The following is a 12,456-nucleotide window of genomic DNA, read 5'->3' as shown; positions in this document are numbered from 1 at the left end:
TCAGGCCACCAGCAGCTTCTGCACCCGCTCGCGCAGCAGCGTGGGCTGCACCTCGGTCGGTGCCACGGCCGAGCCCACATTCAGCCCCACGCGGCTATAGAAGCCCCGGCGGAACGGCCGCACCATGGCGCCGCCTTTTTCAATGCGGCTGAAGTACGAGCCCCACAGGTTGGTCAGCGCCATGGGGATCACGGGCGCCTCGATGCCCTCGGCGCGTGCGCGCTCGATGATCTTCATGATGCCGCCCTTGAACTCCTGCAACTGCCCGTCCTTGGTGATGCCGCCCTCGGGGAAGATGGCGAGCAGGTCGCCCTCACGCAGCACCTGGGCTGCGCGCTCAAAGGCGGCTTCGTAGGTCTTCGGGTCTTCCTTGTAGGGCGCAATCGGGATCGCCTTGGCCAGGCGGAACAGCCAGCCCAGCACGGGCACGCGGAAGATGCGGTGGTCCATCACAAAGTAGATGGGGCGTGGGCTCGCGGCCATGAGCAGCACGGCATCCACAAAACTCACATGGTTGCAGGCCAGGATGGCAGCGCCTGCGGAAGGCAGGTTCTCGTCGCCCTGCACCTTGAAGCGGTACACAAACCGCGACGACACCCAGGCCACAAAGCGCAGCAGGTACTCAGGCACCAGCATGAAGATGTAGAACGCCACCACCGCATTGGCAATGCCGGTGAACAAAAAGATCTGCGGCACCGTGAAGCCCGCGCCCAGCAAGGCCCCGGCGATGAGCGAGCTGGCAATCATGAACAGCGCGTTGAGGATGTTGTTGGCCGCGATGATGCGCGCACGGTGCGTGGGCTGGCTGCGCATCTGGATCAGCGCATACATGGGCACGCTGTACAGGCCCGCAAACAGGCTGAGCAGCAGCAGGTCCATCATCACGCGCCAGTGGGCGCCCTGGGCCATGAAGGCGGCCAGGCCAATGATCTCGGACGCGGGCAGGCTGCGCGAGGCAAAGTACAGGTCGATGGAGAACACGCTCATGCCGATGGCACCCAGCGGCACCAGCCCGATCTCGACATGGCGGCGCGACAGCACCTCGCACAGCAGCGAGCCGATGCCGATGCCGATGGAGAAAACCACCAGCAGCAGCGAAGCCACCTGCTCGTTGCCATGCAGCACGTTCTTGGCCAGGCTCGGGAACTGGCTCAGGAACACCGCGCCAAAGAACCACATCCAGCTGATGCCCAGCAGCGAGCGGAACACCACGATGTTGCCGTGCGCCAGCTTGAGGTTGCGCCAGGTTTCGGTGAAGGGGTTCCAGTTGATGGTCAGGCCCGGGTCGGTGGCGGGCACCGAGGGGATGAAATGCGCCACCGCGCGCCCAATCAGCGCCGCCACCACGCAGGCCACCGCCACCGTGGTGTGGCCGATGCCGGGAATGGCCACCAGCAGCCCCCCCGCCACATTGCCCAGCAGGATGGCGACAAAGGTGCCCATCTCGACCATGCCGTTGCCACCGGTGAGTTCGCGCTCGCTGAGCACCTGGGGCATGTAGGCAAACTTGACCGGGCCGAACAGCGTGGAGTGCACGCCCATGAGGAAGGTGCACAGCAGCAGGATGGGGATGTTGCCGCCGATGAAGCCCACGGCAGCCACCAGCATGATGGCGATCTCCATGTTCTTCACGAAGCGGATCATCTTCGTCTTGTCGTACTTGTCGGTGAGCTGGCCCGAGGTGGCCGAGAACAGCAGGAACGGCAGGATGAACAGCGCGCCAATCACCAGCCCCGCCATGGCGGGCGGCAGCCAGTCCACGCTGAGCTGGTAGGTCACCATCACGGTGAACGCAAACTTGAACAGGTTGTCGTTGGCCGCACCGGAGAACTGCGTCCAGAAGAACGGCGCAAACCGCCGCTGGCGCAGCAGGGCAAACTGGTTCGGGTCCTCGTGCGTGGGCGCTGGCGCCAGGCTGGTGGACGGGGTTTCGGGATGCATGCGTTTCTCCTCGTTTCCGATGGGTTGGCTTGTTGGAATTTTCCGCGCCCGCACTTCACACACGTGAACTGCGGGCGACACCCACGGCGTGGGCGCCATTCTGCACAAACAACGTGACCTGCGGCCCGCCCGGCGCCGTGCGGGGGTGCAGCGCCGCCAAGGCCGTCAGAACAGGCCAGGCCGCGCCAGCGGCAAACAGGTGCTTGAGGCTGTGGCCCGACACCGCCTGGTAGGTGGCATCAAACACCGCGTGGTCCGCCGCCTCGAACAGCTTGGCCACGGCATACAGGCCAATGACCGCGCCCAGGTGCACGGCCAGGGCGCCATCGCGCCGGGGCAGGCACGCCAGGGCCAGCACCACCAGCATGCCGCCCAGCTGCACCACGGCCCAAGGCATCAGATTGCCGGTGTGGGCCCACCAGGCCACGGCCAGCGTCCCGGCAACCAGCACCGTGCCAGCGGCGGCCCCACCGGCACGTCCACTCACGCGGCTGGCCGCCGCCAGCCCCAGCAGGCCTGCAAACGGCAGCACTATCCCCAGCCGGTCCCACAGCAGGCCCGCATCGCCGGGCTGTGCGTGGTACAGCATCGATCCTGCGGCCGTGCACAGCAGCCCCGCAAAAAATAGCCCGGCCAGCCACCGCGAGGCCACGTCCAGACCCACCGCCCGTCGCAACGCCGCCAGCCCCCACACGCCCGCCAGGGCAAAGGGCAGATTGCTCAGCACATCGAGCGCGTAAGGAATCCCCAGCCACGCACGCTGGTCGGCAAACGCGTGCTGGTGTTCGCTGGCTGGCAGCACCGGCCCCCAGACAGCCAGGGCGAACAAGGCGGCGGCGCCCAGCAACAGGCCGGTCTCGGTCCGGCGCAGAGGAGTTGCGGAAGAAAACAAGGACATGGCGGAAATCCTGCGGGGTTGGAATGCCGCGCAGTGTGGGCAGGCCATCGCATCCGGGCCCCATAAAAGTCGCACAAAGGGCTACCCAAGACACTTTGGGTATTGATAATCGATACCCAACGCCTGCCCCTGCCCACCACCACGCCCCCCAGCCATGAGCACCACCGCCGACCTCGTCACCGCCCTGAAAAAAGAACTCAAGACCGCGCAGATGACCTACGCCGACCTGGCCCAGGCGCTGGGCATGGCCGAGTCCAGCGTCAAGCGCATGCTGGCCAAGGGCGACATGCCGCTGTCGCGCATCGACGCCATCTGCCGCGCGCTGGCGCTGGACTTTGCCGACCTGGCGCGGCGTGTGGCCGATGCGCAGCCGCTGCTCAAGGAGCTGAGCCAGGAGCAGGAAAAGGCCGTGGTGGGCGACAAGAAGCTGCTGCTGATGGCGATCTGCGTGCTCAGCCAGTGGACGCTGGAGCAGGTCGTGACCACCTACCGGCTCACCGAGGCCGAGGGCATCAAGTACCTCGCGCAGCTCGACCGCATCGGCATCATCGAGCTGCGGCCGCTCAACCGCTACCGCCTCAAGCTGGCCAAGACCTTCCGCTGGCGCCCGCATGGCCCAGTGATGAACTACTTCCGCGAGCACGCGCTGCTCGACTACTTTGCGGGCGGCTTTGACGGCATGGGCGAAGGCGTGCTGCTGGTGCACGGCAACATCAGCCGCAGCCTGGCCCCCGCCTTCATGGAGCGCATGCAGCGCGTGGCCCAGGACTTCGCCCAGCAGCACCTGGCCGACCAGAAGCTGCCCGAACGCGAGCGCGAGGGCTACACGCTGCTTTTGGCCATGCGCAGCTGGGAGTTCGAGGCGTTCTCCAGCATGCGTAGATAGCCAAATGCTCACTTATTGATAGCATAAACCGCTTTACCACTGCGCGGAGAAGGCAAAAAAGTCTTGAACATTGGCCCCTCCAACTTGCAGCTCTCCTCCAAAAAGTAAAAGAAACTTGACATCGTCAGATCTCTCGGGCGAAAATTTTGTCAAGCAAACTTTACTTTCAGGACGGCGCGCATGAACGAACTTCCTTCTCCCGTGGAGCAGATCAGCTACCTGGCCAAGGTGCTGGCGGGGCTGCTGGTGATCATTCTGCTGGGCTTGGCCAGCCTGGAGCTGGCGCATCTGCCGGGCGCCTCCGGGCGTTGGACGGCGGGGTTGCTGGCGGGGGCGTGTGCGCTGCTGGCATGGCTGGGGTGGCGCAGATACCGGCGGCTTGATGAGCTGCAGCGGCAGATGCATGGCCGGGCCTGCCAATGGGCGGTGGGGCTGGTGCTGGCCAGTTTGCTCGTGGTGTCGGCGCTGCAGGCCCTGGGCCTGGCACCGTCGGTGCATCCGCTGGCAGTCGCTGCGGGGCTGATCGCCGCGTGGGGCCTGGGGCTGTGCATCACCCACCACCGGGTGAGCTGAGCATGGCGCGCGTTGCCGTGACCGGCGCAGCCGGGTACCTCGCATCGTGGGTGGTGAAGCTGCTGCTCGAACAAGGCCATACCGTGCACGGCACGGTGCGCAGCCTGCAGGATGGCCGCAAGCTAGCGCACCTGCAGCGGCTGTCGGCAGAGCATCCCGGCCGGCTCGTGCTCTTCGAGGCTGATCTGCTGAAGGCCCAGGGGTTCGACGCGGCCATGGAAGGCTGTAGTGCCGTGGTGCACACCGCGTCGCCCTACCGGCTGGGCACCTCGGCCGACCCAGAGCGCGAGCTGATCGCCCCCGCCGTGGAGGGCACGCGCCATGTGCTGGAGGCCGTCAACCGCACGGCCAGCGTGCAGCGCGTGGTCGTCACCAGCAGCATCGTGGCGATGTACGGGGACAGCGTCGAGCTGCAGGCCCGGCCCGGGCAGGCGCTGGCCGAAACGGACGTGAACCGCACGTCCACCGCGCAGAGCAATGCGTACGCACTGTCCAAGACCCGCGCCGAGGCGCTGGCCTGGGACATGCAGGCGCGGCAGAACCGCTGGTCGATGGTGAGTGTGCACCCGGGCGCCATCTTCGGGCCGTCGCTGTCGCAGCGCGACGATGCCACCAGCGTGCAACTGCTGCGCCAGTTTCTGGACGGCTCCTTCCGCCAGGGCGTACCAGAGCTGTGGCTGGGCACGGTGGACGTGCGCGACGTCGCCCAGGCCCACGTCAGCGCGGCGCTGCTGCCGGGCGCATCGGGCCGCTACATCGTCGTGGGCGAGAGCCTGCGCCTGCTGGAAATCGCGCAGCGCCTGCGCCAGAGCCACCCCAACCGGAGCGCCCGGCTGCCTACCAAGGAAGTGCCCAAGTGGCTGATGTGGCTCATCGCGCCCGCAGCTGGCATGGCACGCCGGTATGTGCGCCACAACGTCGGGCACCCGATGCAGTTCGACACCACGCGCAGCCGGACCGAACTCGGGGTGGCGTACCGGCCCGCCCTCGACACGCTCGGCGAGCACGTGGAGCAGCTCGTGGCCGACGGCCTGGCACCCGCGTAAGGCAGCCCCATGCGCAACCACCTCAAAGCCCTGCGGCAGGACCGCGGCATGACCCAGCAGGCGCTGGCCGACGCGCTGGGCGTGAGCCGCCAGACGGTGCACTCCATCGAAGCGGGCAAGTACGACCCCAGCCTGCCCCTGGCCTTCAAGATCGCCCAGGTGCTGCAGCGGTCCATCGAGCAGATCTTCGTGCCCGAGGACTGAGCCCGCCCCCCCTCACGTACCGCGTGCCGCGCAATGGCGCACGCCGGGCCTGCACGCACCTGTTGACGCGACAAAAGAAATTTACTATTCTTTAAATAACAAATTTTGTTTATTTAAAGATAGTCAAATGAAAACCACCCGCCAGCAACAAGACGCCACGCGCCGCCAGATCGTGGCCAGCGCGGTGGACCTCATGACCCGCCAAGGCTTCGATGGCACGACGATGAAGGACATCGCGCGCGCTGCAGGCATTGGCGATGCGACGATCTACAAATACTTCCCCACCAAAGACCGCATCGTGGTCGGCTACCTGGACGACACCGTCCAACAGGCGCTGGCCGACACGCTGAAGACCCCGGGGTTTGGCGGCTACAGCCTGCAGGAAAAGCTGCAGCGCCTGACCGACGCGGTGCTGGAGCGCCTGCTGGCCGACCGCGAATTTGTGGCCCAGGTGCGCAGCCTGGCGCGGCGCTCGCCGCTGTCGATGCTGGCCGAACCCCTGGCGGCGCGCCAGGGCCTGCGCGACGCGGTGGCCGGTTTTCTGGAAGCCGCCGAGGCCAGCGGCGAGATCGAGCCCTGCGACTTCAAGGGCCTGGCGGGCAGCCTCTACACCGACTACCTCGCGGGCGTGGTGAGCTATTGGCTGGCCGACACCTCCGACGAATTCGCCGACACCACGCAGCTGGTGGACCTGTCGCTCGGTGTGCTGGTGCAGGCGCTGCGCGTGGGCCTGGTCAACCGCGTGGCGCAGCTGGGCGGCTTTGTGCTGCGCAGCCAGATGGCGCGCATGGCCCAGCACGGCAGCGGCCTGCTGGGCATGCTGCAACTGGCGCGGCAGACGCTGGGCAGTGCCCCGCCACACGCATCCCCCGCCCAGCGCAGCCCTGAGCCCCCGGCGGCGCCACCACGCCGCGCTAAACGCGCACCCAGCGCCCCGGCCGCAACGAAGCCCGCCACGCCCCGCAAGAAGAAGAGCGCCCCATGAACTCGCCCACAGCCACCGCTGCCCCCACCACCGTGCGCGCCACCCAGGTGCCGCCCGGCACGGCCATCCACGCCACCCTGCCCGGGGCCGATTTTTTTGATGCCTACGAGGTGGCCGACCGGCACCCCGCGCGCTCGGCCTTGCAGTCGTGGCTGGACGTTGCGGCCCGCACCCCGGCATGGACACGCGCCCTCATGTTCGTGCGCAACAAGGCCGTGCGCCTGGTGGGCCTGAAGGACCTGGGCCAGCTGCACGACGGCCACCCGCCCGCCAGCGGCCGCCCTCTGCGCGACGCGCGCAGCTACCGCGTGGGTGACCGCGTGGGCATCTTCCGCATCCGGCACCTGAGCGACACCGAGGTGGTGATGGGCCAGGACGACAAGCACCTGGACGTGCAGGTGTCCATCTGCAAACAGCCCGCCGCCCCCGGCGCCGCGCCCCGGGTGGTGCTGAGCACGGTGGTGCACATCCACAACACGCTGGGCCATGCGTACATGGCGGTGATCACGCCCATCCACCGCGTGATTGCACGCGGCACGGCACAGCGCCTGGCAGAACATGGCCAAGGCTGAGGCCCCGCGCACCGGCAAGCTGGCCCGCAGCGCCATCACCGGGCTGGCAGCGGCGCGCATCGGCATGGCCGAACTGGGGCATCGCACGCGCAAGCGCTCCGCCCAGGCACAGGCCGAGCACGAGGCCGCGCTGGGCCGCATCCTGTTTGGCGCACTGGGGCAGCTGCGGGGCTCGGCGCTCAAGGTGTCGCAGCTGCTCAGCATGCACCCGCAGCTGCTGCCTGAGGGCGTGCGGCGCGAGCTGGCGCGCGCCCACCACCAGGCCCCGCCGCTCAACCGCGCGCTGGTGGGCCGCGTGTTCCGCCAGGCCTTCGGGCAGGAGCCCGAGGCGCTGTTCGACCATTTCGAGCCCACCGCGTTTGCCGCCGCCAGCCTGGGCCAGGTGCACCGCGCGCAGCTCGCAGGCCACGGCACGGTGGCCGTCAAGGTGCAGTACCCCGGCATCGCCGCCACCATTGCCAACGACATGCAGCTCATGCGCACCGCGCTGCGCGCCCTGGCCCACACCGACCTGCCCCTGCCCACCGACGCGGTGATGGACAGCGTAATGACCGAGATCGAGGCCACCCTGCTGCGCGAGGTGGACTACCTGCAAGAGGCCGAACAGCTGCAATGGTTTGCCCAGCACGCCGCGCAGCCGGGGGTGGTGATGGCCCGGCCCATCCTGTCGCACACCCGCGCCCAGGTGCTCACGCAGCAGTTTGTGCCCGGCCAGCCGCTGCAGGCCTGGCTGGCCACCCAGCCCACGCAGGCGCAGCGCGACCAGGCCGGGCAGCACCTGTGGGACTGGTTCATGCACTGCATCTTTGTGCTGGGCCGGGTGCATGCCGACCCCCACCCAGGCAACTTTCTGTTTGCGCCCGATGGCACGGTGGGCGTGCTGGACTTTGGCTGCACGCGCAGCCTGTCCACCGGGTTTCGCGCGCAGGTCACGCAGGCCTGGTCGGCACTGCTGCGGCCAGCGGACGACCCAGAGCGCCATGCGCTGGTGCTGCAGGCCTACCAGGCCCTGGGCCTGGCCGGGCCGGATGTCAGCCTGCCCACCTACCGCACCGACCTGGCCCCGGCCCTGGCCGTGATGCAGGCCTGGCAGATCGAGCCATTCACACAAGCCGTGTTCGACTTTGGCACCAAGACCCCACCGCCGCTGACGCCCCCCGCAGACCAGCGCATGCTGGGCCGCCACCTGCAGCAGGTGCCCAGTGAGATGCCCGCGTTCGAGCGCATGTGGATGGGCCTGATGCACCTGCTCACGCAGCTGGGCGCACGGGTGCACACCCGGGGAGCACATTGGCTCACACCCACCGGCGCCAACCCTTGACCGCCCCCTTCACGAACAAGATAGACACCGGGAGGAGAAAAAACATGAATACATCGCTGGTCCTTGCCGCCCTGGGCCTGGCCCTGGTGGGCGCCGCCCATTCCGTGCTCGGAGAAATCCTGGTGTTCCGCTCGCTGCGCCTGCGCGGCGTGGTGCCCACGGGCGGCCAGCCCGTGCTGCGCGAGGGGCATGTGCGCATCCTCTGGGGCAGCTGGCACCTGGTGACGGTGCTGGGCTGGGCTTTCAGCGCGCTGCTGTGGCGCCTGGGCACAGTGCCTGCGGACACCAACCTGGGCGCCTGGGTGGCCGATGTGGCGGCGGGCGCCACGCTGGCCTGCGGGCTGCTGGTGTTCTTTGCCACCGAGGGGCGCCACCCCGCCTGGGTGGCGCTGATGCTGCTGGCCGTGGTGATCTGGTGGCGATGAGCCCCACCGCGAGCGTGAAAAAAATCACACTCTTCCTATGCGCCTCCGCCCCAGGAAACACAACTTCACAACACTTCGCAATTCGACTACACCGGCTTGACGCAGAGCCCGCAGCATGAAGGCTCCGGTTCCGACAGGGATCATTTTGAGGAGTTCACCATGGCCCGCAATGCACTCGCCGCTGTATCCATCGCCCTGCTGACGCTGGGTGCCGCCACGGCGGCGCACGCGCAGCACACCAGCGCCACCGTTGTCATCGGCACGGACGCGCCCCGCTACCACGGCCCTGCGCCAGTGGTGGTGCAGTACCAGGCGCCCCCGCCCCCCCGCTACGAAGCCGCGCCCCACCCACGCCGGGGCATGGTCTGGGTGCCTGGCCACTGGGAGTGGCGCGGCCACCGCCATGTCTGGCTACAAGGCCACTGGGTGAAGGCCCGCCCGGGCTACCACTACCGCGAGCCGCGCTGGGTGGAACATGGCGGCCGCTGGAATATGCAGCCCGGCGGCTGGGACCGCGACGGTGACGGTGTTCCCAACCGCCACGACCGTGACCGCGATGGCGATGGCGTGTCCAACCGCCACGACCGTAGCCCCGACAACCCGTATCGCCGCTGACGGGCAGGCACCGGGCCGAGGGCTGTGCTGACCGGCAGGCAGGTCAGTCAAACACCAACTCTGCCCGGCCCAGGCCCGGGAAGTCCGCCACCACCCGGGTGCCCGGCGCCACCAACACGGTGCCGGTGCACGAGCCCGTCGTCACCCACTGACCCGCGCGCAGCCCGCCCAGGCTGTGCGCGCCTTCGTTGGCCAGCCAGGCCAGCAGCCGCAGCGGGTCGCCCGCCGGGTTGCCCCAGCGGGTGTGCTGCACGGCCACCGACTCGTTCACCCACAGATCCACACCCTGCGCCAGCGGCTGCACCGCCGCCACATCGGCCGTGCCTGTGCCCACCACCAGGGCGCCATGGCAGGCCTGGTCGGCCAGGCGGCTCCATTCGCCCTGTCGGGCCCAGGCGGCAAAACGCGTGTCGCACACTTCGATGGCGGCCCGCACCGACACCAGGGCCGCACGCACCTCAGCTGCGCTGTAGGGCGTTTCGCGCGGGGGCAGGTCGGTGCCGAGTTCGTAGACCAGTTCCGCCTCCACCCCCAGCACCGCAAAACCGGCGGCGGGCAGGTGGACTGCGGCCTCCCCGGCGTGCGGGGTCTGCGCCACCCACACCGAATCGCGGGTGAGCGCTGCACGCGCGGGCAACGCATCGGGCGCGGCCGCGCCCACCTTCCAGCCCGCGACTTCGCCGCGCTCGCGCACCACGGCGTCCTGCACGGCATAGGCCTGGGCGGCGTTCTGCGGGCGCAGTGCCGTGGGCAGGTCGAACGGGCGGGGCGTGCGCCCCTGGCGGGCCATGGTGAGCACGGCGGCACTGGTCTGCGGATCAAAGGCGGTATCGGGCATGGGGTGGTTCCAGGGTCGGGGATGTTGGCAAATTATGGCTACCAGCCACCGGGCCCTACAGCGCCAGCATCAGCAACGATTGCGGTCCATTAGTTCGCAGGAGCAGGTTTTTGCGCGCCGGGCGCTCCTAGAATGGCCCCCGCAGGAGAGCACGGCGGCAACGCCCGCTGTGCACCGAAGGCGCAAACTCCCATACACGCTCAGGTCCCGTACTGCACCATTTTTCAAAGCCGTCTGGAGAGCCGCCACCACCTGTCCGCAGCGTGGTGGCGCACCGAAGGAGCAAGCCGCAGCCCGGGTGGGATGGCGGTGAATCTCTCAGGTACCAAGGACAGGGGGAGCGGCAGCCTGGCGGACATGCGCCAGCTGCTTGCTATTGATTTAGTAGCTGCTACCGCATACCCATCAGGCGCAGACCCCTTAAAAGGCTTCAAAAATGCGCGTGATCGTTCTGGGCGCCGGCTTGCTCGGCGTGACTTCGGCTTATTTCCTTTCGCAACTTGGTCACGAGGTGACCGTCATCGACCGCCAGGGCTCACCCGGCGCCGAGACCAGCTTTGCCAACGGCGGCCAGATCTCGGTGAGCCACGCCGAGCCCTGGGCCAATCCCAGTGCGCCGCTCAAGGTGCTGCAATGGCTGGGCAAGGAAGATGCGCCATTGCTCTTCCGCCTGCGCGCTGACATGCGGCAGTGGCTGTGGGGCCTGTCCTTCCTGCGCAACTGCACGCCCGCGCGCACGCGCCACAACATCGAGCAGATCGTGCGCTTGGGCACCTACAGCCGCGACACGCTGCAGCAGCTGCGCGCGGCCACCGGCCTCCAGTACGACCAGCGCACGCAGGGCATCCTGCACTTCTATACCGATCAAAAAGAATTTGACGGCGCCCTGGCCCCTGCCGAGCAGATGCGCGCGCTGGGCTGCGAGCGCCAGGTCATCAGCGCCGACGAGGCCGTGCGCATCGAGCCTGCCCTGGCCCATATCCGCCCGCAGCTGGCCGGCGCCACGTTCACGGCCGAAGATGAATCCGGCGACGCCAACCAGTTCACGCGCGAGTTGGCCAAGCTGTGCGAGGCGGCGGGCGTGCGGTTCCGCATGGGCCACCACATCACCGCCTTGCGCGAGGCAGGTGGCCGCATCGACCATGTGGAAGTGACCAACGCCGAAGGCCGCTTCGAGCGTGTGCGCGGCGATGCGTTTGTGCTGGCCATGGGCTCGTTCAGCCCGCTGCTGGCGCAGCCGCTGGGCATCCAGCTGCCCATCTACCCGGCCAAGGGCTACTCGGTGACCATGCCGGTGAAGGACGCGTCCAAGGCGCACCAGGTGAGCCTGACGGACGATGAGTTCAAGCTCGTGTTCTCTCGCTACACCAGCGAACGCGGCGGCGACCGCCTGCGCATTGCGGGCACGGCGGAGCTGAACGGCTATGACCGCCACCTGAACCAGGTGCGCTGCGAGGCCATCGTGCGGCGTGTGGAGCAGCTCTTCCCCGGCGCAGGCGACACCACCCAGGCGCAGTTCTGGAGCGGCCTGCGCCCTGCCACGCCCAGCAATGTGCCACTGATCGGCAAGACGAAGGTGGGCAACCTGTTCCTCAACACCGGCCACGGCACGCTGGGCTGGACGCACGCCTGCGGCTCGGGCAAGGCGCTGGCCGACATCGTGAGCGGCCGGGTGCCCGAGGTGGACTTTGCGTTCCAGGGCTTGCAGGGGCGCGCAGCCGGGGCGGCGCTGGTGCCGTCGCGCACGGCGGCCTGAAGCTGCATGCGGTTGCAGCGAGGCAGCGCTGCTGCAACCGCTGCGAAAGGCTGCGCCTACTTGGCCGCGCCCGTGGCATGCGCCACGAACTGAGCCACAGCCTGCATGTCCTTCTCGCTCATGCGCTCGGCATAGGACGGCATCACGCCGATGCCCGCCTTGAGCGCGCGCAGCACGCGGCCTGCGTCGGGTTTCAGCTCGTCCAGCACCGGGCCCACCTGGCCCTCGGCACCGGCGGCCTGCAGTGTGTGACACACGGCGCAGGCAGGCTGGATCTTGGTGAACAGCTCCTTGCCGCGTGCCAGTTCGGCGGGGTCGGCAGCCCCAGCCGCCGCACAGGCGCCAGCGGCCCACGCCGCCACGGCAAGGCGGCGTGCTCGGTTCAATCTACCCATG

Annotated in this window: 14 protein-coding genes and 1 riboswitch; of the genes, 10 read left to right on the top strand and 4 right to left on the bottom strand. The window is 68.3% G+C overall.

Features of this window, described 5'->3' with window-relative positions; translation table 11 throughout:
* Both AvAM_RS13690 and AvAM_RS13685 read right to left on the bottom strand, forming a co-directional pair.
* Window positions 1–1,941 (bottom strand): MFS transporter, encoded by a 1,941-nt coding sequence (locus AvAM_RS13690; protein WP_137747574.1) that lies wholly within the window; start codon window positions 1,939–1,941, stop codon window positions 1–3.
* 55 nt (window positions 1,942–1,996) lie between these two features.
* Window positions 1,997–2,839, bottom strand: a complete 843-nt coding sequence (locus tag AvAM_RS13685) for a hypothetical protein (protein ID WP_249368132.1) — start codon at window positions 2,837–2,839, stop codon at window positions 1,997–1,999.
* Window positions 2,840–2,993: 154 nt separating this feature from the next.
* Here AvAM_RS13685 and AvAM_RS13680 point away from each other — a divergent pair, with 154 nt between their 5' ends.
* The 9 genes from AvAM_RS13680 to AvAM_RS13640 all read left to right on the top strand — a co-directional run bounded on the left by AvAM_RS13680 (window position 2,994) and on the right by AvAM_RS13640 (window position 9,466).
* Window positions 2,994–3,725, top strand: coding sequence for a helix-turn-helix transcriptional regulator (locus tag AvAM_RS13680; RefSeq protein WP_137747573.1), 732 nt, complete (start codon window positions 2,994–2,996; stop codon window positions 3,723–3,725).
* A gap of 180 nt (window positions 3,726–3,905) precedes the next feature.
* The gene (locus tag AvAM_RS26035; protein WP_137747572.1) at window positions 3,906–4,298 is read left to right on the top strand and encodes a hypothetical protein; all 393 of its coding nucleotides are present in this window, start codon (window positions 3,906–3,908) and stop codon (window positions 4,296–4,298) included.
* Between the two features lie 2 nt (window positions 4,299–4,300).
* Entirely contained in the window at window positions 4,301–5,344 is a 1,044-nt protein-coding gene (locus tag AvAM_RS13670) for an NAD-dependent epimerase/dehydratase family protein (RefSeq protein WP_137747571.1), read from the top strand.
* Between the two features lie 9 nt (window positions 5,345–5,353).
* Entirely contained in the window at window positions 5,354–5,548 is a 195-nt protein-coding gene (locus tag AvAM_RS13665; RefSeq protein ID WP_137747570.1) for a helix-turn-helix transcriptional regulator, read from the top strand.
* Between the two features lie 127 nt (window positions 5,549–5,675).
* The gene (locus AvAM_RS13660) at window positions 5,676–6,533 is read left to right on the top strand and encodes a TetR/AcrR family transcriptional regulator (protein ID WP_137747569.1); all 858 of its coding nucleotides are present in this window, start codon (window positions 5,676–5,678) and stop codon (window positions 6,531–6,533) included.
* Window positions 6,530–7,105 (top strand): DUF2867 domain-containing protein, encoded by a 576-nt coding sequence (locus tag AvAM_RS13655; protein ID WP_137747568.1) that lies wholly within the window; start codon window positions 6,530–6,532, stop codon window positions 7,103–7,105. The genes AvAM_RS13660 and AvAM_RS13655 overlap by 4 nt, the downstream gene beginning before the upstream one ends.
* Window positions 7,092–8,426 (top strand): AarF/ABC1/UbiB kinase family protein, encoded by a 1,335-nt coding sequence (locus AvAM_RS13650; protein ID WP_137747567.1) that lies wholly within the window; start codon window positions 7,092–7,094, stop codon window positions 8,424–8,426. Before AvAM_RS13655 ends, AvAM_RS13650 begins: the two co-directional genes overlap by 14 nt.
* Before the next feature lie 44 nt (window positions 8,427–8,470).
* A complete protein-coding gene (locus AvAM_RS13645; RefSeq protein ID WP_137747566.1) occupies window positions 8,471–8,851 on the top strand; it encodes a hypothetical protein in 381 nt (126 codons plus the stop codon).
* 159 nt (window positions 8,852–9,010) lie between these two features.
* Complete coding sequence (locus AvAM_RS13640; protein ID WP_137747565.1) at window positions 9,011–9,466, top strand: YXWGXW repeat-containing protein; 456 nt, start codon at window positions 9,011–9,013, stop codon at window positions 9,464–9,466.
* A gap of 43 nt (window positions 9,467–9,509) precedes the next feature.
* Here AvAM_RS13640 and AvAM_RS13635 read toward each other — a convergent pair whose 3' ends face one another.
* Window positions 9,510–10,304 carry a 2-keto-4-pentenoate hydratase gene (locus AvAM_RS13635; protein WP_137747564.1) on the bottom strand — a complete coding sequence of 265 codons (795 nt, stop codon included), beginning with the start codon at window positions 10,302–10,304 and terminating at the stop codon, window positions 9,510–9,512.
* Between the two features lie 224 nt (window positions 10,305–10,528).
* A riboswitch (glycine riboswitch) is annotated at window positions 10,529–10,649 on the top strand.
* A gap of 91 nt (window positions 10,650–10,740) precedes the next feature.
* Between AvAM_RS13635 and AvAM_RS13630 the strand changes: the two genes are divergently transcribed.
* A complete protein-coding gene (locus tag AvAM_RS13630; RefSeq protein WP_137747563.1) occupies window positions 10,741–12,060 on the top strand; it encodes a D-amino acid dehydrogenase in 1,320 nt (439 codons plus the stop codon).
* A gap of 56 nt (window positions 12,061–12,116) precedes the next feature.
* Here AvAM_RS13630 and AvAM_RS13625 read toward each other — a convergent pair whose 3' ends face one another.
* On the bottom strand, window positions 12,117–12,455 hold the full coding sequence (locus AvAM_RS13625; protein ID WP_137747562.1) for a cytochrome c: 339 nt from the start codon (window positions 12,453–12,455) through the stop codon (window positions 12,117–12,119).
* Window position 12,456: the final 1 nt, after the last annotated feature.

Source organism: Acidovorax sp. NB1 (genome assembly GCF_005405905.1).
GTDB lineage: Bacteria > Pseudomonadota > Gammaproteobacteria > Burkholderiales > Burkholderiaceae_C > Acidovorax.
Note: the sequence above shows the minus strand (reverse complement) of the source record. Positions and strands in the feature narration are given on the sequence as shown.